Below are 21,561 nucleotides of genomic sequence, written 5' to 3'. Positions count from 1 at the left end.
CGGCCAGCCCGCCATACGATCCTTGATCGCTTATGACCACTGATCACATCGGAATGACTCGTCTAGAAGGCGGGCCTCTCGGGATCCAAGCGCGCCAAGCCCTCCGAAGGAGACGACGCCTCGGCGAAGTGCCGCCGAGGAATCCGTCCCGCACGGTGGGCGAGCCGCCCGGCGTCCACCGCGTGCTTCATGGCCTCCGCCATCAGGACGGGCTCCTGCGCCCGCGTCACCGCCGAGGCAAGCATCACACCGGCGCACCCCAGCTCCATCGCGAGCGCCGCGTCGGACGCCGTACCGGCCCCCGCGTCCAGAATGACCGGCACGCGCGCGTGCTCCACGATCAGCTGGAAGTTGTGCGGGTTCCTGATCCCCAGCCCGGACCCGATGGGCGAACCGAGCGGCATGATCGCGGCGCAGCCGACGTCCTCCAGCTTCCGTGCCAGGACGGGGTCGTCGTTCGTGTACGGCAACACGGTGAACCCGTCGTCGACGAGCGTCTCCGCGGCCTCCAGCAACTCGATCGGGTCGGGCAGCAGCGTGCGCTCGTCGGCGATGACCTCCAGCTTGACCAGGTCCGTGCCCAGGGCTTCCCGCGCGAGACGGGCGGTCAGCACGGCCTCGCCCGCGGTGAAACAGCCCGCCGTGTTCGGCAGCACCCGGATGCCGAGCTTGTCGAGCACGGACAGGACCGAGCCGTGCACGGACGCGTTCACGCGTCGCATCGCGACCGTCGTCAACTCCGTACCGGACGCCACCAGCGCGCGCTCCAGCACATCGAGGCTGGGCGCACCGCCCGTACCCATGATCAGCCGGGACGAGAAGGACGTACCACCGAGGACAAAGGGATCGTCGGCCATGGGTCAGCCTCCTTGGACGGCAGTGAGGACTTCCACGCGGTCACCCTCGGAGAGGGCGGTGGACGACCACTGCGCGCGCGGGACGACGGTTTCGTTGAGCGCGGCGGCCACGCCGGACGGGGCGACGGTGAGGGCCGCGACGAGCGTGTCGAGAGCGGTCCCCGCGGCGATCCGCTGCCGCTCTCCGTTCACGAAGATGTTCATGCGGGCTGCTCCGTGAGGGCGGCGGCGCCGAAGCGCCGGGGGGTGAAGGGGCGGGCCACATCAGGGAGTTCACCGGTGGTCAGGACGTGCGCCATCGCGTCACCGGTGACGGGCGTGAGGAGCACGCCGTTGCGGTAGTGCCCGGTGGCGAGGAGGAGGCCGTCCAGTTCGGTCGGTCCGAGCAGCGGCGCGTTGTCGGGGGAGCCGGGGCGCAGCCCCGCCCGGGTCTCCGTGAGCGGCAGCTCGGTGATCCCCGGCACCAGCTCATGGGCGTCGCGCAGCAGCTCGTACACGCCGCCCGCCGTCACCGTCGTGTCCCAGCCCAGCTCCTCGCTGGTCGCGCCCACGACGAGCTCGCCGTTCTCGCGCGGCACCAGATAGACCTGGCTTCCGCGCACGACGGCGCGGACGGTACGGCTCAGGAAGGGCGCGTACCGCTGCGGCACGGTCAGCCGCAGCACCTGCCCCTTCACGGGGCGCACGGGCGGCAGGACGTCGTCGGGTACGCCCGCCAGGCGCCCGCTGAGGCTGCCGCCGGCGAGCACCACGTGGCCCGCGGTCAACTCGGTGCCGTCCGTGGTGACCACTCCGGCTGCCCGGTCCCGTACGACGGTCAGCCGCTCCGCCCACGTCCGGTGGAACACCACCCCGGCCCGCTCGCACGCCGTGACCAGGGCACCCGCGAGTCGTCGCGGATCGACCTGGTGGTCGCCGTCGACCCGCAGACCGCCGCGTACGCCGGGTGCGAGCATCGGCTCCAGACGGCGGCACTCGCGCCCGCTCAGCCACTCCGAGTCGAGCCCCGACTGACGTTGCAGGGTGTGCAGTTCGCGCAGATGGGCGCGGTCGTCGGCGTCCAGCGCGACGGCCAGCGTGCCGCACTGGCGGTAGCCGAGGTCCTGGCCCGTCGCCTCGGTGAGCTCGGCGGTGAAGTCCGGATAGCGGCGTGCGGAGGCGAGGTTGAGGCCCAGCAGGGTCTGCTCGCCGTAGTGCAGTTCGGTGACGGCGGCAAGCATTCCGGCCGCGACCTGGGCCGCTCCGCCGCCCGGTTCGGGATCCACCAGGGCGGTCGTGAACCCGCGTTGCGCGGCCCGCCAGGCCGTCACCAGCCCGATGATTCCGCCCCCGATGACGAGAACGTCTGACGTACGTGTAGGCGACATGGGCGTCCAGCCCCTCCCTTCGCCGGCATGACCCGGATCAGGTTCGTACGGTCGGAGGCCGTCCCAGCCTCCCTCTCAGCCCGGTGCGTCCGGGCTCCCGCGAGTGCTTTACGTTGGCCACCCTAGCCCGCCGCCACCTGTCTCAGTAAGGGAGCCCCCGTCCATGCCCCGCTCGCTCGACGGCCTCGTCCTCGCCCCGGTCGCCGACCAGGCGCCGGGTCAGGTGGGTACCCGCACCCGGTTTACGTACCACGAGAAGGACGGCGAGATCTGGGCCGATTACGCGGGCGGCGATGTCGTACGCGGGCATCTCGTGGGTACCCGAAAGGGGGACCGCCTCGACTTCCGGTATGTGCAGCTGAAGCGGGACGGCAGCACCGCGTCGGGGCACTGCGTGTCCCGCGTGGTCGAGTTGCCCGACGGGCGCGTACGTCTGGAGGAGACCTGGGAATGGGAGTCGCAGACGGGCAGCGGGACGAGCGTGGTGGAAGAAGCGGACGAGTGAGCGGTGGAAGCAGCGGACGTGCAGTGTGCAACAGGTCACTGAGCACGTCCCCTGACTGACAAATTGTCAGTTGTCTATGGTGATCAGGTGAGCGAGCAGACGCAGGCGCAGGGGCGTACGGCACGGCGAGTCGTCGTCGTGGGCGCGGGCATGGCCGGTGTGCAGACCGCGGTCGCCCTGCGCGAACAGGGCTTCACCGGCAGCGTGACGCTGATCGGTGCGGAGCCTCATCAGCCGTACGACCGGCCGCCGCTGTCCAAGGCCGTACTGCTGGGCAAGGCCGAGGGCTCCGCCTTCGACGTCGACTTCGACGCGCTGGACATCGAACTGCAGCTCGGACGCGAGGCGCTGGGCGTGCGCCCCGAGGACCATGAGCTGGACACCGCCACCGGGCCCGTGCCGTACGACGTCCTGGTCATCGCGACCGGCGCGGAACCGATTCAGCTGCCGGGCGCGGAGGGAGTGCCCGGGGTCCATCTGCTGCGCACCCTGGACGACGCCGAGCGGCTGCGTCCCGTCCTCGCCCAGCAGCACGACATCGTCGTCGTCGGGGCCGGCTGGATCGGCGCAGAGTTCGCCACGGCGGCGCGCGAGGCGGGGTGCGCGGTGACGGTCGTCGAGGCCGCCGACCGGCCGCTCGCCGGCGCGCTGCCCGCCGAGGTCGCCGCGCCGATGGCGGCTTGGTACGCGGACAGCGGTGCCTCGCTGCGTACGCACGCGCGCGTGGAGCGCATCGAGCCCGGCGCGGTGGTGCTGGACGACGGTTCCCGGGTACCCGCGGGCGCCGTGGTCGTCGGCATCGGCGCACGCCCCGCGACCGCCTGGCTGGCCGGCTCCGGCATCGCGCTCGGCGCCCACCGCGAGGTGGTGGCCGACGACCATCTGCGCACCTCCGTACCGGACGTCTACGCGGTCGGCGACTGCGCCTCCTTCCCTTCGGGCAGGTATGAGGACCGCCTCCTGGTCCACCACTGGGACAACGCCCTCCAGGGTCCGCGCACGGTCGCCGCGAACATCATCGGCGAGGCCCCCTCGGCGTACGACCCCGTCCCGTACTTCTGGTCCGAGCAGTTCGGCCGTTTCGTCCAGTACGTCGGCCACCACGCCCCCGCCGACACGGCCCTCTGGCGCGGCGACCCCTCCGGCGCCGCCTGGACGGTCTGCTGGCTGCGCGACACCCGCCTGGTCGCCCTCCTGGCGGTGGGCCGACCCAGGGATCTGGCCCAGGGCCGCCGACTCATCGAGGCGGGCACCCCGATGAACCCGGAACTTCTGGCGGACCCGTCGAAGCCACTGAAGGCGGCCACGGCGGTGTAGCCGAGACCTCACCGTCGGCGCAGGGCGCACCCGATTCGGCGGAGCCGGAGATCGCCGCGGCGCGACGGCGCCGCGGCGTGACGCCACGACCGGGTGTCCGGCGGCCTTTCCGGCGGTGCCGAGCGGCCGAAACCCACCCGATCGCAGGAGCGCGATACCCCGGCCAGGGCGGGACTCGGGTACCGAGTGTCAGTCCGGGATGGCAGGCTTGTCCCGTGACCGAGATTGACGCAAAGATCGATGCTCTCGTCCCCGCCTGGCTCACCCTCCCCGACATCGCCGAACAGCTCGGCGTCGAGGTGACCCGCGTCCGGCAGCTGGTCAAGGAGGGCCAGCTGATCGCCGTACGCCGTGGTGAGAACCGCGCGCTGCACGTCCCCGCCGCCTTCATCGACGGGGACAAGGTCGTCAAGGGCCTGTCCGGCACCCTGACGCTCCTGCGGGACGACGGCTTCACCGACGAAGAGATGCTCGAGTGGCTCTTCACCCCCGACCCGACCCTGCCCGGCACCCCCGCGCAGGCTCTGAGCGAGAATCGCGGCACGGAGGTGAAGCGCCGCGCCCAGGCGCTCGCCGTCTGACCTGACAACCGTCCGGCGTACGGACCACGGCGAGCACCCGGCCGAAGGCCACCGGACCGCCGTGGTCCGTACGCGCCGAAAGGCCACGGACCCGCCGTGGTCCGTACGCGCCGAGAAGCCACGGACCACTGTGGTCCGTACGCGCCGAAAGGCCATCGGGCCACCGCGGTCCGTACGCACCGACAACGGGGGAAACACGCATGCCCGAGAACGCCGCCGCCACCGCACGCGCCCAGCTCGCCGACGCCCGCGTCTACCTGTGCACGGACGCCCGCAAGCGCCAGGGTGACCTCGCCGAGTTCCTGGACGCCGTCCTGGAGGGCGGGGTCGACATCGTGCAGCTGCGCGACAAGGGCATGGAGGCAGCCGAGGAGCTGGAGCACCTCCAGGTCTTCGCGGACGCCTGCGCACGCCACGGCCGGCTCCTCGCCGTCAACGACCGGGCGGACGTCGCCCACGCGATCGGTGCCGACGTACTCCATCTGGGCCAGGGCGACCTCCCGGTCCCCGCGGCCCGCGCCATCCTCGGCGACGACGTCCTGATCGGCCGCTCCACCCACGCCGAGTCCGAGGCGGCGGCCGCCGCCGTCCAGGAGGGCGTGGACTACTTCTGCACCGGCCCCTGCTGGCCCACCCCCACCAAGCCGGGCCGCCACGCGCCCGGGCTCGACCTGGTCCGTTACACGGCCTCGCTGGGTACCGACCGCCCCTGGTTCGCCATCGGCGGTATCGACCTCGGCAATCTCGACGAGGCGCTGGAGGCCGGCGCCCGGCGTGTCGTCGTCGTACGGGCGATCACCGAGGCGGACGACCCGGGCGCGGCGGCCGACGAGTTCGCGAAGCGACTTCGTCACGCCTAGTCATCCGGAGTCATCCGGTAGTCATCCGGTGACCGTCCGGAGCGGCCGTCCCGCTCCGCCGTCCGAAAAGTGTCCGAGGGGTGGACAAGAAGTCGACGAATCGGACAAATCCCATCGGTTCGGTTGGGGGACCGGCGCCCCCTGGCTAACCTGCGGGTATGGCCCTCGGATCTGCTTCCACCAGGACTGATCGCGCACGCACCGTGCGCGACATGCTCGCGACCGGCAAGACGACGTACTCGTTCGAGTTCTCCGCGCCGAAGACCCCCAAGGGCGAGCGCAACCTGTGGAAGGCCCTCCGCCGGGTCGAGGCCGTCGCTCCCGACTTCGTTTCCGTGACCTACGGAGCCGGTGGCTCCACACGCGCGGGCACGGTCAAGGAGACCCAGCAGATCGTCGTCGACACGACGCTCACGCCGGTCGCCCACCTGACCGCGGTCAACCACTCCATCGCCGAGCTGCGCAACATCATCGGCCAGTACGCGGACGCCGGTATCCGCAACATGCTCGCGGTCCGCGGCGACCCGCCCGGCGACCCCATGGGCGAGTGGGTCCCGCACCCGAGAGGCCTGACCTACGCGGCCGAACTCGTCCAACTCATCAAGGAGTCGGGCGACTTCTGCGTCGGCGTCGCCGCCTTCCCGGAGATGCACCCGCGGTCCACCGAATGGGACCTGGACGTCGCGCACTTCGTCGACAAGTGCCGCGCCGGCGCCGACTACGCGATCACGCAGATGTTCTTCCACCCGGAGTCGTATCTGCGCCTGCGCGACCTCGTCGCGTCGGCCGGCTGTGCGACCCCGGTCATCCCCGAGGTCATGCCGGTGACGAGCGTGAAGATGCTGGAGCGGCTCCCGAAGCTCAGTAACGCCTCGTTCCCGGACGCCCTGAAAGAGCGGATCCTCACAGCCAAAGACGATCCGGCGGCTGTACGCTCCATTGGCATCGAGTTCGCGACGGAGTTCTGCGCGAGGTTGCTGGCCGAGGGAGTCCCCGGATTGCACTTCATTACGCTGAACAACTCCACGGCGACGCTGGAAATCTACGAGAATCTGGGCCTGCACCACCCACAGCGGGCCTAGACCGGTCGCACCTGCGTACGACAGACTGCGTAGCGGCCACAGGGAGAGGGGCGTACATGGGCTGGACGGTCCTCTATTTCGCGTTCGGCATTGTCGCGCTGTGGCTGCTAGGCGAGGTGCTGCTGCAGTACAAGGCGCGGCTGCGCTACCGGCTGCTCGCCTTCGTCGGCTTCCTCGGTGTGGTCCTCGGCGTGCTGATGCCCTCCGTGGTCGTCATCGGCCTGGGCGCGGCCGCCTTCGCTCTCGGCCAGACGTACGTCACCCTGTCGTTCCGCCGTGGCTTTGCCCAGGGTTGGGCCATCAACGGCCGCTCCGCGCCCGGTAAGCCCAGCAAGCGGCGCCGCGGCGAGCCGGAGTACCAGGACCCGACGTTGGAGGTCTCGGACCTCGAAGCGACCGACGGCGCTGCCTATCAGCAGGACGACGAGTACGCCGGCGAGGACGACGTGTTCTCGCCCGCGCAGTCCGACCGGTACACGCCGACGGGTTCCGGCGGGCCCGCGGCCGCCGAGACCACCGCCGTGTACGAGCCGCAGCCGCTGCCCGACGACACCGGCTCGTACGGCATCTACAGCGACACCGGGTACGCGGCGACCGGCGACCAGTCCTACGCCGGCGCCGCCCAGTCCCAGGACCAGCAGGCCTACGCGACGGCCGGGCAGAACCAGGACCAGCAGGCCTACGCGTACGACGGCTACAACCAGCAGCAGTACGCCTACGACAACGGCCAGCAGCAGTACGCCGCTTACTCCGACCCGTACGTCGGCACGCAGACGTACACCGGTGCCTCGTACGACACCACGTACGGCGGCGATCAGCAGCAGTACATGCAGCAGCAGGGCTACGGCCAGGACCAGTACGCCACCGGCACCTACGGCGGCGAGACCCCGTCCGGCGGTGTCTGGGTGCCGCAGCAGCGCGCCGACGAGTCGTACGGCGGCGAACTCCCGCCCGAGCAGCCGTATCCGTACCAGGGGAATGGCAATGGCACGGGGTACGACGAGCAGTACCGGTACTGAGGCCTGCCGCCCGGACCGCTGAGACTGTCGGCGTCCGGGCGACCGCCGCTCCATCGGCGCACCGGCATGCTCACTGCGAGCCCCGGAACTCCGGTCCCTCCACGATCAGTCCGGCCACCAGCGCGCCCGACATGCCCGAGTGCGGGAGGCCGCCGCCCGGGTGCGCCCAGCCGCCCACCGCGAACAGCCCAGGCACACGGGTGCTGTTCGACGGGTGCAGCAGACGGCCGTCCGCCGCGGCGAGCGCCGGGGCGGGGACCGCGCCGCCGTCCACGCCGGTCGCCTCCGCGATGTCGGCCGGGGTGCGCACCTCGTGCCACAGCAGGCGGTCGCGGAGGCCGGGCAGGGCGCGCTCGGCGACGCCGAGGACCCTCTCCACTGCAGACTCGGACACGGGAAGGCCCGACGGCACGGTGACGGTCAGCGTGGCCGCCTCGTGCTCGGCGTCCGGCACCAGCGCGGGGTCGTCGGGGCGCGACACCGTGACGGTGGGCGCGGCCGGGAGTCCCGGGCGCTCACCGAAGAGCCGGCTCAACTCGTCCTCGCGGTCGGGCGTGTGGACCACCGTCCGATGCGCCGCCTCCTCGGGCCGCCCACCGCGCAGGGCCAGCAGCACGGTCAGCCGGCTCGACGCCCCGCGCTGCGGCGGGACTTCGTCGGCCCCGCGTAGCGCCGTCCCCGGGACCAGGCCGTCCAGCACACCGGGCGCTACGCCGGCGACCACGAAGTCGGCGTCCTCGACCGTGCCGTCGTCGAGCTCCACGCCCGCCGCCCGGCCGTTCTTCTCGGCGATCCGCGCCACCGAGGCATCGAAGCGGAACTCGACTCTGCGGGCGAGGCACCGCTCGTACATCGCGCGCGCCAACTCCCCTATGCCCCCGCGCACGTACCAGGTGCCGAAGGCGTGCTCCATGTAGGGCAGCACGGCGGCGCCGGCCGGGGCGGTGCGCGGATCGAGCCCGTACGCGAGGGCGTGGTTCTCCAGGAGGGCCGTGAGACGCGGATCGCGCAGCTCCCAGGCGGCGACCTCGGCGAGGGTGGTGGCCCGGCGGGTGCGCAGCAGCTTCTTGTGCGGGACCGAGGGGTAGGGCTCGCGGTCGGCGAGCACCGACCAGTTGGGCCACAGCGGCTCCTCCAGGAGCGGCCGACGCGTGCGGTCCCAGGCCTCGCGGGCCCGCACCAGGAAGTCGCCCCAGCGCTCGCCCGCGCCCGCCCCGAGGGCTTCGTCCAGCGCGGCGACGACTCCGGCGCGCGAGGCGTTCGGCAGGGACATCTGTGTGCCGTCGGCGAAGAGATGCCGCGACGAGGGGTCCACCTGGACCAGCTCGACGCACTCCTCCAGCGGCTGCTTGCCCGTCTTGACGAACAGGTCGCGGTAGACCGCGGGCAGCGGCAGCAGCCCCGGGCCCGTGTCGAAGGCGAAGCCGTCGCGCTCGAAGCGGCGCACCGCACCGCCGTACGTCGCCGCGCGCTCGTACACCACCACCCGGTGGCCCGCGACGGCCAGCCGGGCGGCGGTCGCCATCGCGCCCATCCCGGCGCCGATCACCGCAATTCGTGCCATGCCAGGGACTTTATCGGCCGCCACCGACAGTCCCGTCCGCGGAGGTCAGTCAGGTGGTACGCCCGTCCGCGCCGCTCGTCTCTCCTCCCGGCGCTGCGCCCGGCGGCGCAGGAACCGCCTGATCCGCGAGACGAGGAAGAAGAGCACCACAAGGCCGGCGAGCAGCAGGACACCCGCGATGATCGCCGCGGCCTCGGGGTGGAACATCGCGAAGGTGAGGATCCCGGCGACGCCGAGATCCTCGGCGGTGCTCATCACGAAGTTGCTGAACGGCTCCGGCGAGGTGTTGATCGCCATCCGCGTCCCGGCCTTGACGGTGTGGCTCGCGAGCGCTGTCGAACCTCCGATCGCGCCCGCCGCCAGATCCGAGAGGGAACCGCTCTGCCCGGCGAGCAGCGCCCCGACCCAGGCGCCCGCCACCGGCCGGATCACGGTGTGCACCGAGTCCCACACCGAGTCCACGTACGGGATCTTGTCGGCGACCGCCTCGCAGAGGAAGAGAACGCCCGCCGTGATCAGGATCTCAGGGCGCTGAAGGGACTCAGGAACGTCGTCACTCAGACCGGTCGCGCCGAAGACGCCGAGGAGTAGCACCACCGCGTACGCGTTGATGCCGCTGGCCCAGCCGCTGGTGAAGACCAGGGGGAGTACGGACACGGACGCGATCGTAACCAGTCGACAACGGTGCTTCCTGGGCATGAGTGCGCAGGACTGAGTATCCGTACTCAGTGAGCGAGATGAGTACCCGCGCGGATGGGCCCGACCTGCGCGAACGAGAGAGTGGAGGCACGGAAGAGGGCGCGGCTCCGGTACCGCCGACACGGGGCGGCGGAACGGATCTCGCGCCCTTGGCCGCTCCTTCCGCCGACTCGGTCGGCGGGAGTGAGGCACGGGGGAACCCGGGGACGACCGAACGGGGGCCCAACGGGGGTGTAGGGGGAGGCACGGGGGAGTACGGCGAAGCGCCGGTTCGAGGTGGCCCGCGGGGGACGCGGCCACATCGGACCGGCGCTTTCGTACGCGCTCCGCGTCCCGGTTCAGCGGTTGCCGCTGACGCGCCCCTGGAGCAGCCGGGACAGCGCCGCGTGGACGTCGTCCAGGGAGCGCTCCGGCTGGAAGGCCTGCCAGTCCAGGGCCGCCACCAGGACCATGCCGACCAGCGCGGACGCCGTCAGCGGGATGTCGATCTCATCGCTGAGCTCGCCGTTCGCCACACCGTCGCGCAGCACGTCCTCGACGACCGCGACCGCTTCCTGCCGGACCACCATCAGCGTGGACTGCCAGGTCCGGTTGGTGCGCCACAGCTCGGCCACGTACAGCTGGGTGAAGGCCGGGTAGCGGTCGATGAAGACGAGCCCGGCCCGGATCATCGCGTCCAGCGCGTCGACCTTGCTGCCGCCGTCACGCGCGGTCTTCTCGGCCGCCTCCCGGAGGGAGGCGGTGAGGAGTCCCACGCCGTGCCGCAGCAGCTCTTCGAAGAGGACCGATTTGCTGGCGAAGTTGTAGTAGACCGTGCCCTTCGCGACCCCGGCGCGCTCGGCGATCTCGTCCACCGTCGTGGCGGAGAAGCCCTGTTCGGCGATCAGGGTGACGGCCGCCTCGTAGAGTTTCTGCCGGGTCGCCTCGCGACGGCCACCGCCGCCCGCCGTGGTGCTGCTGCTTTCCATGGCCCCGATTGTCACAGGAGCGGCTGCGTGAGCGGTCACAGGCTCAGCTCCGGGTGCAGCCGGTCGAGGGTCCACACCTGCTTGCGGCGCGCCGACAGGGCGGTGAGCGCGAGGGCGCCCGCCGTGAAGCCCACCAGGACGGCGCACGCCTGCCATACCGGTCCCAGGCCGCCACCCGTGATGAGCCTCCTGAGGGCCTCGACGACGTAACTCATCGGCAGGAACGGGTGGATCGCGTTGAAGAAGCCCGGGCTGGTCTGGACGGGATACGTGCCGCCCGCCGACGTCAGCTGGAGCATCAGCAAGGCGAGCACGAGGATCCGGCCCGCCGCTCCGAAGCGTGCGTTCAGCCACTGCACGATCGCCGCGAAGCATGCCGTCACCAGGAACAGGAAGCCCACCGTCCCGGCCGCCCGCGCCATCTCCAGGCCGATCGCCCAGTGGAGCACGGACATCAGGGCCGCTGTCTGCAGCACGCCCACGGCGGCCACCGGAAGCCAGCCCGCCAGCGCGATGCGCCACGCGGAGGCACCCGCCGCGAGCGCGCGCCGGTTGAGCGGCTGGATCAGCATGTACGCCACCATGGCGCCCACCCACAGGGACAGCGGGATGAAGTACGGGGCGAATCCGGTGCCGTAGTTCGGCGCCTTGTGCAGGTCCCTGGAGGCGAGCTGCACGGGGTCGGCCATGACCTGGGTGCGCTGGTCGCGGTCGGGCTTGTCGTAGTCGGGGATCTGATCGGCGCCGTCGTGTAGTCCGCCGGCGAGCTTCCCGGAGCCGCCGACAAGCTTGTACATGCCGCCGTCGAGGTCGTTCGCGCCCGTCTTCAGCCTGCCGACGCCCGTGTCGAGGTCCGCCGCGCCGGTCTTGGCCGTGCCGAGCCCGGTGTGCAGCTTCTTGGTCCCCTTGGCGACCTTCTCGGCACCTTCGTTCAGCTTGTTGATCTTGGAGACGGCGTCGTCGAGGTCCTCCGAGAGGTGTGGCGAGCGGTCGGCGAGAGCCTGGGCCTGCTTCTGGAGCGTGGCCAGGTTCTTGTCGAGCTTGTCGAGATCGCCGTCCTGGTCGTCGATCAGCGTGTTCACGTCGTCGGCGACCGCGGCCACGTCCGCGGCCGCCTCCTTGGCCTTCTTCAGGTCGGGGCACGCGGCGTCGGGGAGCGGCAGGGTCTCGCAGCGCGCCTTGTAGACGGCGTTCAGCGCGGTGGAGGCCGTGTGGGCACCCTTGGCCGCGGCCGGGGCCGTCTCCACCAGGGTGTCGAGGTTGTGGCGGATCCCCGCGGCGGAGTCGGCGACGAGCTGGGCCGTGTCGCCGATCGACTTCTCGTTGTCCTTCAGGAAGGGGCCCACCTTGTTCGCGACCCCGTTGACCTTGTCGGCCAGCGACTGCGTGCCGTCCGCGACCTGCCGCGAACCGTCCTCCAGGTCACCCGCGCCCTTGTTGAGCTTCTTCAGGCCCCCGGAAAGCTTTCCGCTGCCCTTCTTGGCCTCCTTGAGGCCGTCCGCGAGGTCCTTGGAGCCCTGCTTCGCCTTGCCGATCCCGCCCTTGAGCTTGTCGGCGCCCTTGGCGGCCTTCTCGGTCGCTCCGTGGATGTCCGAGAACGAGATGAAGATCCGGTCGAGGAACGACCGCGAGGTCTTGGTGGAGGCGGCCGTGCGCACCTCGCTGAACACCGTCCGGGAGATCTGCCCGACGATGTAGTTGTTGGCGTCGTTCGTACGCACCTGGAGCGCGCCCGTCTCCGGCGTGTTCCCGGAGCTGGAGGCGATCCGCTCGCTGAAGTCGGCCGGCATGGTCAACGACAGGTAGTACGTGCCGTCCTCGACGCCCTCGCGGGCCTCGGCGGCGCTCACCTCGTGCCACTCGAAGGTGTCGCTGTCGCGCAGCCCCCTGGTGATGTCCTCGCCCGCCGCGATCTTCTTGCCCGCGACGCTCGCCCCCTTGTCGTCGTTCACGAGCGCCACGGGGATGCGGTCCAGGCGGCCGTACGGGTCCCAGAACGACCACAAGTAGAGGGCGCCGTACAGCAGCGGCAGCAACAGGAGCGCGGCCAGCGCGGCCCGCGGGAGCTTGCCCCGGCCGAAGCGCCTGAGCTCAAGCGCGGCCAGTTTCGGCGAGCGCATCGGCCGTCTCCTTCTGCTGGTTCTTCTGCTGGTTCTGCTGCTGGTTCTGCTGCTGGTTTTTCTGGGGGTTCTTCTGGGGGTTGACGACGGTGGCGCCCTCCGGGGCCTCGCTGCACACCGCCACGACAGTGGTGCCCGACTCGGTGAGCGACTTCAACAGGGCCCAGGCCTCGGCCCGTTCGGCGTCGGAGAGCTTGAGGTCGGTGTCGTCGATGCCGAGCAGACCCGGCCTGCCGATGAGGGCCAGTGCGACGGACAGCCGCAGGGCTTCGAGCCGCTCCAGGTCGCGTACGGCGGTCCGGGAGCCCTTGGGCAGGGCCTCCCGGTCGAGCCCTGCGGCGGCCAGAGCGGTGTCGATCCGCAGCTTCGCTTCGGTGGTCCGCTCCGCACGCGGCCGCAGCAGTCCGCGCACGGAATCACCGAACCGCCGTTGCAGCAGCGCCCGTTCGCTCAGGTGCTCCCCGACGGTCAGGGCCGGGTCGAGGTCCGTGACGCCGGGTACGTGCGCGAGCGCGCTCGCCCGGCGCACCGCGGCCATCTGCTTCGGCAGCCTCGACCCGCCCACGGCGGCCGTCCCCTCGGTCGGCTTCATCCGGCCCGTGAGCGCGAGCAACAGGCACGTACGGCCGGATCCCGAGGGCCCCTCGATCGCGATCAGCGAGCCGGGCTCCGCGTCGACGAAGACTCCGCGGAACGCCCAGCCGCGGGGCCCCTCGAGTCCGAAGCCCTCGGCCGTGACGCCCAGTCCTTGTGGACCGTCCACCGCTTCCCCATCCCCTGGAACTACTTTTGAACTGACTGGTCAGTGCAAAAATAACCCGAACCTACGATCGAAGCAAAAGCCCAGGTCAGAACGGATTGTCAGTGGCATACCTCACGATGGGCACATACGGCCACAGTGCCGTCACACAGACGACAGGAGGTTCGTCATGGCCAGCTCTTCCGCAGCCGCCGCCCACCGGCGCCGCGCCACCGGCCCTGCCCCCTCACTGACCGGCCCGGCGAGCGACGTGCACCCCGTGCTGCGCCGGGCCACGGCCCCGCCCGCCGCCCTCGATCTGCTCGCCCAGGCCCGCGCCGGACTCGAGGAGGCGACGGCCCTCCCAACGCCCAACGAGCGCTATGCGACGGCCCACTTGGCCGCCCTGCGCACGGCCGCCGCCGTCCTCGCCGCGCGGGGACGCCCCGAGCCCACGGCGCGACGCCGGGCCCGCATTCGGAGCGCCTGGGAAGTGCTCCCCGAAATCGCGCCCGAACTCACCGAGTGGAGCGCCCTGTTCGCCTCCGGAGCCACCCGCCGCGCCCGCGCCGAGGCGGGCATCCAGGGCGCGGCCGGCAGTCGCGACGCCGACGACCTGATACGGGACGTGGCGATGTTCCTGCGCCTCGTCGAGCGGATGCTCGTGCTGCAGCCCGTACTGCCCCAGCCCCGACAGGACGCGGACGAGGAGGTGCCGGACGCGGGCTGACCGGCGCGGAAGCCGCGCGCCGACGTATCGGCGACCGTGCGCCCACCCCACGATCCGCCGTGTGAGACGGAGGATCGGCGGGCGCTGCGGAGGCAATAGGGTGGAGGCGCCCGCGGCCTCCCCACCGGGAGGCCCCGAAGATCGCTCCGCCGTGCAAGAGGCGGTGCCGCGCCGAGGAGTCAACTGCCGTGTCGGACCCGATGCGCCCCCGCGCTTCTCTCCGTACCGCCGTGGTCTGGGAGGTCCTCAAGGACGCTCTGGACCGCAGGGTCAAGGCCACGGGGCGGGAGTCCCTCGACGTCCTCGACACGGGGGGCGGGAGCGGCAACTTCGCGGTGCCGGTGGCCCGCCTCGGTCACCGCGTCACGGTCGTGGACCCCAGCCCGAACGCGCTGTTCGCGCTGGAGCGCCGGGCCGCCGAGGCCGGCGTCGCCGACCGAGTGCAGGGCGTCCAGGGCGATGCGCACGGGCTCTTCGACGTGGTCGAGCGCGGTGGCTACGACGCGGTGCTGTGCCACGGCGTCCTGGAGTACGTGGACGACCCGGCCGAGGGCGTGCGCAACGTGGTGGACGCGCTGCGCCCCGAAGGCGTGCTCAGCCTCCTCGCCGCGGGCCTGGGCGGAGCCGTGCTGGCCCGCGCCCTGGCCGGGCACTTCAAGGAGGCCAGGCAGGCGCTCGATGACCCGGACGGACGCTGGGGCGAGAGTGATCCCGTACCCCACCGCTTCACGGCGGAACAGCTCACCGCCCTGGTCGAGGGCGCCGGTCTTCGCGTCGCTGCCGTCCACGGCGTCCGGGTCTTCGCCGACCTGGTTCCGGGGGTCCTCGTGGACACCGAACCGGGGGCTCTGGAAGCGCTGCTGAAGCTGGAGGCGGCGGCGGCCGAGCTCGCCGCGTTCCACTCCGTGGCGACCCAGCTTCATGTGCTCGGTGAGACGCGAGGGGCTGCCGAGGACTGAGCCGCCTCCCGTGGTGCGCCGCTGATCAGGGGCTTGTCGGCAGATGGAGTACGCCACAGACCCCCCGATCGGGTGCTCGGCGCCGTATGATCGAGGGAGACCGTCCGGCATGACGGACCGTTCGCTGGGGAATGCACGCCTCAGTCGATCGGGGTGCCATGGCGGGTTCCGGTTGGCGAATTGGCGTAGAGGGGCGGGTTTCACGGGGGCGATTCCCTGCCTATCCTGAAGGGGACCCCCGGTCGCCCCGGCGACTGCACGATGAGGAGGACTCCGTGCCGCTCTCGGAGCACGAGCAGCGAATGCTCGAGCAGATGGAGCGAGCGCTGTACGCCGAAGATCCCAAGTTCGCGACAGCGCTTGAGGGAAGCGGGCTGCGTACGTACACCCGGCGACGGGTATACCAGGCGGTCGCGGGCTTCCTGGTGGGTATCGCGCTCCTCATGGCCGGAATGGTCGCAGTTCAGATCTGGCTGAGCGTGGTGGGCTTTCTCGTCATGCTGGGCTGTGCGGTGCTTGCCGTCACCGGTTGGCGCAAGGCTCCCAAGCCGGGTGAACAGCCGGCAGCGCCCGGCGCACCCGCCGCTCGCCGCCAGGGCCGACAGCGCCGCTCCGTGATGGACCGCATCGAACAACGCTGGCAGCGTCGCCGCGACGAACAGGGCCACTAGCCCTCCGAGCGCCGCAGCCGAAGACACCATGCGAGGGGTGTCCACCCGACCCGGGCGGACACCCCTCGCGTATGCCCGGAAGCCCCCGGCGCCGTAACTCTCCCAGCCGCGGGCACGGGTGACTTCGTCCCCCTCGCTGTGGGTAGGCGTGCCGTCGCCCGCCTGCGCGCCGCCCGGGGCGGCACCCGTCCCAAAGAGAGCGGCACTCCGTAGAGCGCCGGGCCGCGCTGTTTGCCACCGACCCCAGCCCTGGTGCCGGGCACCTTCGTCGCAACGGCACCCTGCGCTGATGGTTGTGCCCACCCTCCCCCCAAGCTCTCGGCTTTGCTCGAGCAGGGGACCCCCATCTCCCCGTGGGCGATGGCCCACAGAGGTAGCGGTAGCGGTAGCAGTGACGGAAGGCGGAAGCGCAGGCGAAAGCGCAGTGGTGGCGGTCAGCCTGCGGCCCCCGTCCCGAGTCGGGACGGGGGCCGCAGGATGCTGCCCGGCGATCAGCCGTTCTGGCTCGAAGGGCGGCGTAGCAAGGTCTCCCTGCGGGCCGCCATACGGGCTCTGAGGGCCGTCCAGCGGGCCGAGGCGGCCCAGGCCATGCGGATGGCCGACCGGGGCGCGAGGAGGGCGCGGAGGCGGCCGGCGCGGCTTGCGGAGGTGCGCAGGGCGTCCGCAATGCGCCGCGCGTCGTCCGCGAGGCCCGCCACCGGTCGCGGATGCGGGGCGTAGAGCACCTGCTCCACGGCCGCGGCCAGCCGGTGCACCGCGTCCGACGCCGTCGGATCGAGATCCCCGAGACGGACGATCCGCGCGGCGGCCTTGCGCGGCGTCTGCGACTCGTCCGGCGTGATCCCGTGGTCCCACGCCGTATCCGTCACCTCGTGCCAGGCCCCCAGCGTGTACGCCGCAGCGTCCGCATCGGTGCGGCCGTGCCCGCCGAGCCGAACGGCCCTGAGCCGCATCCGCCAGAGCATCGGCAGCAGCGGCACTCCCAGGATCAGGAGACCTGCCAAGGTCAGCCCAAGGATCTTGAACCACGGCCAGCTGTCGTCGTGGGAGCCCACCGCCGCCGGCGAGGACTCGCTCGGGCACGCCTCCAGCTTCCGCTGCTGCGCCGTGCAGCTCTCGCTGGCCGACGGCGCGGCGGAGGGCGCCGTGGAGGTCGACAGCGTCGGCTTCGGCGCGTTCGGAACGTCGGTGCCGGGCGTGTCCGTCTGGGTGTACTGCGGCACCGTGCCCCGGTTCGGGGTGGGCTCGAAGCGGGTCCAGCCCACTCCCTCGAAGTACAGCTCGGGCCAGGCGTGCGCGTCCCGCAGCCCCACCGACATCGAACCGTCAGCCTGCGGGGTGCCCGGCGTGAAGCCCACCGCCACGCGGGCCGGTATCCCCAGCGTCCGGGCCATCGCGGCCATCGCGAAGGAGAAGTGGACGCAGAAGCCCTCCTTCTCCTTCAGGAAGCGCGCGATCGCGGCGGAGCCGCTGCCGACCTGCACCTGGGTGTCGTACCGGAAGTTGCCGCTGACGGCGAAGTAGTCCTGGAGCTTGACCGCCTGCTCGTAGTGGTTGGTCGAGCCCTCGGTGACCTTGCGCGCGGTCGCCGCGACCACCGGCGGCAACGACCCCGGCACCTTGGTGAACTCGCGCTTCAGCGCCGTCGACGGCTCCGGCGCGCTCGCGAGCTGCGCCGCCGTCGGCTGCACGATCAGGCTTGTGACCTCGTACTGCGCGCCGCGTGTGTTCTGGCCGTGGTCTCCGACGAGCGTGCGTCCGACGGGCTCGTACCGCCAGCTGCCCTTGATCTGCACCTTGCTGGCCGGGTACGGCATCGGGAGCCAGTCCTGCGCGTACCAGTCGGCCGCCGAGATACGGGTCTGGATCGAGGCCCGCTGGACGTCGCTGCCGAGACCGATCGGCGTCGGGAACGTGTCCGGCACGGCCTGGATGTGCCGCTGGGCGGGCTTCCAGGCGGTGCCGTCGAAGTCGTCGAGGGAGACGATCCGCAGATACAGGTCCTGGGTGTCGTCGGTGTCGGTGCGGTAGGACATGACCTGGCGGTCCTCGTCCACGTTCAAGCTGTCGCGGAGAGAGACCAGCGGGTTCACCGCGGAGATCGTGCCGCCGCCCCCGGAGCCCGTGCCAACGCCCGTTCCCGCGCGGCCCAGTAGGCCGCCGTCGAGGGAGGGCAGGCCGAGTGGCACCACCAGGGCGATGCCCAGAGCGACAGCGCCGATGCGCCGCCCGGTGCGAACCGGTGCGACGGCGCCGACTGCGGAGTCGGGGCCCGGTGTGCGGGGCGCCCCGCCGAAGACGCGGCCCCACTGGGAGAGCCGGTCGCGGCCCTCGGCCAGCAGCAGCATCAGATAGCCGGCGGCCGCGAGGAGGAACCAGAGCCATGCGGCGCCGCCTCCGGAGAGCCCCGCGGCGACCGAGTACAGCGCGAGCAGCGGCAGCCCGGCGGGGGCCGCGCTGCGGTACGTCACCGCGAGCGCGTCGACCGCGAGCCCGATCACCAGGACGCCGCCGATCAGCATCAGTCGGATGCCGTCGGACAGCGGCGCCGGAATCGAGTACCGCCCGACATCGTCGGTGCCCGCCTGCAGCAGGACCCCGAATTGGTGGAAGGCGTCGGGGCCCGGGACGATCCCGACGACTGCCTGCTGCCGGGCGAAGGCCAGCGTGAGCAGCATCAGCGTCACCAGCGCCTGCACCGCCACGGTCAGCGGCCGGGCCAGCGGAACCCGCCGGGTCAGCGCCCCAGCTGTGGTCTGCACCGCCAGCAGGAACGCCGCCTGGAAGATCCAGGTCGCCGGGTCGACCAGTGGCAGCAGGGCGCAGGCAGCCATCATCGTGGCAGCCGCCGCGCACAGTGCCAGTCGCGCGCGCCCGCTCATGAGCCGTCACCCCCCGTCGTACTCCCCGTCGACGCCATGTGCGTGCGCTGTCGGTCCGCCTCTCGCCACAGGTCGGCGAGTCCCGCCCCCCGCGGCACCATCACGGCGGTCCAGCCCGCCTCGCGCAGCATGCGCAATCGGTCCTCGCTCCGGTCCAACGGGCCGGGGATGTCCGTCGGTTCCCGCACCCAGGTCGCGCTGTCGAGCAGGAAGGCGACGGCCCCGCCGCTGCGCTGGCGCATCTTGCCGAGCACGGACGCCTGCTCCTCGTCCAGATCGCCGAGGAAGGCGATCAGCAGCCCCTCGTTCCCACCGCGCAGCACGTCGTACGCCCGGGACAGGCCTGTGCCGTCGGAGTGGTCGATGACGGCGAGCGTGTCCATCATCATCCCGGCCGCGTCCGCCGACTCCTGGCTGGCGCCCGCGAACCCGTCGGCGCCCTCGCCGGGCACCGAGCTGCCGGTGTCGGTCAACAGCCTTACCGAGAAGCCGCGTTCGAGCATGTGCACCAGCGTCGACGCCGAGCCCGAGACGGCCCACTCGAAGGCCGAGTCCGGGCCCGCGCCCTGGAAGGCGATGCCCCGGGTGTCGAGCAGCACCGTGCAACGGGAGCGCTGGGGCTGCTCCTCACGGCGGACCATCAACTCGCCGTAGCGCGCGGTCAGGCGCCAGTGCACCCGGCGCAGGTCGTCGCCGTAGCGGTACCCGCGCGGGATGATGTCGTCCTCGCCGGCCAGCGCCAGCGAGCGCTGGCGCCCGTCGCCGTACCCCTTGGCCTCGCCGGTCAGCCGCACCGACGGCAGCGCCTCCACGCGCGGGATGACCGTCAGGGTGTCGTACGTCGAGAAGGAACGGGTCAGCTCGCACATCCCGAAGGGGTCGGTCAGCCGCAGCTGCAGCGGTCCCAGCGGATAGCGGCCGCGCAGGTCCGAGCGCACGCGGTAGGACACCTCGCGGCGGCCGCCCGCCTCGACCCGGTCCAGGACGAAGCGGGGCCGCGGCCCGAGCACGTACGGCACCCGGTCCTGGAGCATCAGCAGTCCGGTGGGCAGCCGCGAGACGTTGTCCATCCGCAGATGGACGCGGGCCTCGGAACCGGCCGGCACGCGCGCGGGGGAGAGCCTTCGGCTGCCCGCGACCCGGTAGCGGGTGCGGTACAGCACGGTCGCGCAGACCAGCGGCAGGACCGCGAGGAGCAGGCCGACCCGGAGCAGATCGCTCTGCCCCAGGACGTACGCGCAGATCGCGGCGGCGACTCCGGCGGCCAGGAAGGAGCGCCCGCGCGTGGTGAGCCCGGCGAGCGCGGTGCGCAGCCCGCCCTTGTCCTCCTCGGCGGTCTGCCCCGTGCCCCCTTGCGTCATCACAGCCTCCGGGGCGGCTGCTGGCCGTAGGCGGTCGTGCCGCGGCCCATCGTGAAGCCTGCCTGCTGCTGGGGAGCCGCGGGCACCGGGGTGCGCTGCAGGATCTCCTGGACGACCTGCTCGGCCGTCCGGCGGTTCAACTGCGCCTGGGCCGTGGGCAGCAGACGATGGGCCAGGACCGCCACGGCGAGCGCCTGGATGTCGTCGGGCAGCGCGAACTCCCGGCCACTGAGGGCGGCGGACGCCTTCGCCGCGCGCAGCAGGTGCAGCGTGGCACGCGGCGAGGCGCCGAGTCTGAGATCGGGGTGCGTGCGCGTGGCCGCGACCAGGTCCACCGCGTAGCGCCGCACCGGGTCGGCGACATGGACCGTGCGCACCGCGTCGATCAGCTTCACGATCTCGTGAGCGTGCGCCACCGGCTGGAGGTCGTCCAGCGGGTTCACCCCGCCGTGGATGTCCAGCATCTGCAACTCGGCGTCCGCACTGGGGTAGCCGATGGAGACGCGGGCCATGAAACGGTCGCGCTGGGCCTCGGGCAGCGGGTAGGTGCCCTCCATCTCGACCGGGTTCTGCGTGGCCACCACCATGAAGGGGCTGGGCAGTTCGTAGGTCTGCCCGTCGATGGTGACCTGGCGCTCCTCCATCGACTCCAGGAGCGCGGACTGCGTCTTGGGCGAGGCGCGGTTGATCTCGTCGCCGATCACGATCTGGGCGAAGATCGCGCCCGGCTTGAACTCGAAGTCCCGGCGCTGCTGGTCCCAGATGGACACACCCGTGATGTCCGAGGGCAGCAGGTCGGGCGTGAACTGGATACGCCGCACCGAACAGTCGATGGACCGCGCCAATGCCTTGGCGAGCATGGTCTTGCCGACGCCCGGGACATCCTCGATCAGAAGATGCCCCTCGGCGAGCAGCACGGTCAGCGAAAGCCGTACGACCTCAGGCTTGCCTTCGATCACTCCTTCCACCGAACTGCGGACACGCTCCACAGTGGCGGTCAGATCCGTAAGGCTCGCTCGATCGTCATAGGTCGTCACCCGGCCCTCCTCGGCCCGTTCTCGGGCCGACGCCCTGTGCGGACCGGCCCACCCCGAAACACGGACACCACGCGTGAATAGTTCCGCGTGATGCCACACCCGCATTCTTGTTGCCGTTACCGGTTCGTGTCACTCGCCTGTGGATAACTGGCCGCGATATGTCAGGTCTTACGGCCCTTTGGGCGCCGGAAGGCAGGGGTTTTTCGTGCAGAGAGAGTCCCACGAGGCGTCGAGGGCGGGCGA

Annotated in this window: 20 protein-coding genes and 1 riboswitch; of the genes, 9 read left to right on the top strand and 11 right to left on the bottom strand. The window is 71.6% G+C overall.

Annotated features, from left to right (window positions below):
• Positions 1-62: 62 nt before the first annotated feature.
• The 3 genes from IEY95_RS21905 to thiO form a co-directional block, all read right to left on the bottom strand.
• Positions 63-857: a thiazole synthase gene (locus IEY95_RS21905; protein ID WP_189187776.1), complete on the bottom strand. Its 795-nt coding sequence runs from the start codon at positions 855-857 to the stop codon at positions 63-65.
• A gap of 3 nt (positions 858-860) precedes the next feature.
• A complete protein-coding gene (gene thiS, locus IEY95_RS21900) occupies positions 861-1,061 on the bottom strand; it encodes a sulfur carrier protein ThiS (protein WP_189187775.1) in 201 nt (66 codons plus the stop codon).
• Positions 1,058-2,224: a glycine oxidase ThiO gene (gene thiO / locus IEY95_RS21895; protein WP_189187774.1), complete on the bottom strand. Its 1,167-nt coding sequence runs from the start codon at positions 2,222-2,224 to the stop codon at positions 1,058-1,060. The genes thiS and thiO overlap by 4 nt, the downstream gene beginning before the upstream one ends.
• A riboswitch (TPP riboswitch) is annotated at positions 2,222-2,335 on the bottom strand. Its footprint overlaps the gene before it by 3 nt.
• 52 nt (positions 2,336-2,387) lie before the next feature.
• Between thiO and IEY95_RS21890 the strand changes: the two genes are divergently transcribed.
• The 6 genes from IEY95_RS21890 (at position 2,388) to IEY95_RS21865 (ending at position 7,588) form a co-directional block, all read left to right on the top strand.
• A complete protein-coding gene (locus IEY95_RS21890; protein WP_189187773.1) occupies positions 2,388-2,729 on the top strand; it encodes an avidin-fold protein in 342 nt (113 codons plus the stop codon).
• An 87-nt stretch (positions 2,730-2,816) separates the two neighbouring features.
• Positions 2,817-4,046 (top strand): NAD(P)/FAD-dependent oxidoreductase, encoded by a 1,230-nt coding sequence (locus IEY95_RS21885; protein WP_189187772.1) that lies wholly within the window; start codon positions 2,817-2,819, stop codon positions 4,044-4,046.
• A 215-nt stretch (positions 4,047-4,261) separates the two neighbouring features.
• Positions 4,262-4,627 (top strand): Rv2175c family DNA-binding protein, encoded by a 366-nt coding sequence (locus IEY95_RS21880; protein ID WP_028803215.1) that lies wholly within the window; start codon positions 4,262-4,264, stop codon positions 4,625-4,627.
• A 200-nt stretch (positions 4,628-4,827) separates the two neighbouring features.
• Positions 4,828-5,487, top strand: coding sequence for a thiamine phosphate synthase (thiE, locus tag IEY95_RS21875; protein WP_189187771.1), 660 nt, complete (start codon positions 4,828-4,830; stop codon positions 5,485-5,487).
• 158 nt (positions 5,488-5,645) lie between these two features.
• Positions 5,646-6,569, top strand: a complete 924-nt coding sequence (metF, locus tag IEY95_RS21870) for a methylenetetrahydrofolate reductase [NAD(P)H] (RefSeq protein ID WP_189187770.1) — start codon at positions 5,646-5,648, stop codon at positions 6,567-6,569.
• 56 nt (positions 6,570-6,625) lie between these two features.
• Positions 6,626-7,588 (top strand): SCO2102 family sporulation regulator, encoded by a 963-nt coding sequence (locus tag IEY95_RS21865; protein ID WP_189187769.1) that lies wholly within the window; start codon positions 6,626-6,628, stop codon positions 7,586-7,588.
• A 70-nt stretch (positions 7,589-7,658) separates the two neighbouring features.
• Here the strand turns inward: IEY95_RS21865 and IEY95_RS21860 are convergent, their stop codons facing one another.
• From IEY95_RS21860 to IEY95_RS21840, 5 genes are all read right to left on the bottom strand, one after another.
• Positions 7,659-9,152, bottom strand: a complete 1,494-nt coding sequence (locus IEY95_RS21860) for a phytoene desaturase family protein (RefSeq protein ID WP_189187768.1) — start codon at positions 9,150-9,152, stop codon at positions 7,659-7,661.
• Positions 9,153-9,197: 45 nt separating this feature from the next.
• Positions 9,198-9,809 (bottom strand): DUF4126 domain-containing protein, encoded by a 612-nt coding sequence (locus tag IEY95_RS21855; RefSeq protein WP_189187767.1) that lies wholly within the window; start codon positions 9,807-9,809, stop codon positions 9,198-9,200.
• Between the two features lie 380 nt (positions 9,810-10,189).
• Positions 10,190-10,819 (bottom strand): TetR/AcrR family transcriptional regulator, encoded by a 630-nt coding sequence (locus tag IEY95_RS21850; protein WP_189187766.1) that lies wholly within the window; start codon positions 10,817-10,819, stop codon positions 10,190-10,192.
• A gap of 35 nt (positions 10,820-10,854) precedes the next feature.
• Entirely contained in the window at positions 10,855-12,939 is a 2,085-nt protein-coding gene (locus IEY95_RS21845; protein ID WP_189187765.1) for a YhgE/Pip domain-containing protein, read from the bottom strand.
• On the bottom strand, positions 12,911-13,702 hold the full coding sequence (locus tag IEY95_RS21840) for an ATP-binding cassette domain-containing protein (RefSeq protein ID WP_189187764.1): 792 nt from the start codon (positions 13,700-13,702) through the stop codon (positions 12,911-12,913). The genes IEY95_RS21845 and IEY95_RS21840 overlap by 29 nt, the downstream gene beginning before the upstream one ends.
• Positions 13,703-13,868: 166 nt before the next feature.
• Between IEY95_RS21840 and IEY95_RS21835 the strand changes: the two genes are divergently transcribed.
• The 3 genes from IEY95_RS21835 to IEY95_RS21825 all read left to right on the top strand — a co-directional run bounded on the left by IEY95_RS21835 (position 13,869) and on the right by IEY95_RS21825 (position 16,038).
• Positions 13,869-14,408 carry an SAV_6107 family HEPN domain-containing protein gene (locus IEY95_RS21835; RefSeq protein ID WP_189187763.1) on the top strand — a complete coding sequence of 180 codons (540 nt, stop codon included), beginning with the start codon at positions 13,869-13,871 and terminating at the stop codon, positions 14,406-14,408.
• A 188-nt stretch (positions 14,409-14,596) separates the two neighbouring features.
• Positions 14,597-15,367: a methyltransferase gene (locus IEY95_RS21830; protein WP_189187762.1), complete on the top strand. Its 771-nt coding sequence runs from the start codon at positions 14,597-14,599 to the stop codon at positions 15,365-15,367.
• 275 nt (positions 15,368-15,642) lie between these two features.
• Positions 15,643-16,038: an SCO2097 family morphological protein gene (locus IEY95_RS21825; protein WP_189187761.1), complete on the top strand. Its 396-nt coding sequence runs from the start codon at positions 15,643-15,645 to the stop codon at positions 16,036-16,038.
• Positions 16,039-16,529: 491 nt separating this feature from the next.
• On the opposite strand, the gene IEY95_RS21820 is transcribed toward IEY95_RS21825, so the two are convergent.
• Genes IEY95_RS21820 through IEY95_RS21810 form a run of 3 tightly spaced genes read right to left on the bottom strand, consistent with a single transcriptional unit; the run spans position 16,530 to position 21,318 of the window.
• Positions 16,530-18,920: a transglutaminase TgpA family protein gene (locus IEY95_RS21820; RefSeq protein ID WP_189187760.1), complete on the bottom strand. Its 2,391-nt coding sequence runs from the start codon at positions 18,918-18,920 to the stop codon at positions 16,530-16,532.
• Complete coding sequence (locus IEY95_RS21815) at positions 18,917-20,281, bottom strand: DUF58 domain-containing protein (protein ID WP_189187759.1); 1,365 nt, start codon at positions 20,279-20,281, stop codon at positions 18,917-18,919. The genes IEY95_RS21820 and IEY95_RS21815 overlap by 4 nt, the downstream gene beginning before the upstream one ends.
• Entirely contained in the window at positions 20,281-21,318 is a 1,038-nt protein-coding gene (locus tag IEY95_RS21810) for an AAA family ATPase (RefSeq protein ID WP_189187758.1), read from the bottom strand. Before IEY95_RS21810 ends, IEY95_RS21815 begins: the two co-directional genes overlap by 1 nt.
• Positions 21,319-21,561 lie beyond the last annotated feature (243 nt).

Source organism: Streptomyces albiflavescens (assembly GCF_014645835.1).
Taxonomy (GTDB): domain Bacteria; phylum Actinomycetota; class Actinomycetes; order Streptomycetales; family Streptomycetaceae; genus Streptomyces; species Streptomyces albiflavescens.
Note: the sequence above shows the minus strand (reverse complement) of the source record. Positions and strands in the feature narration are given on the sequence as shown.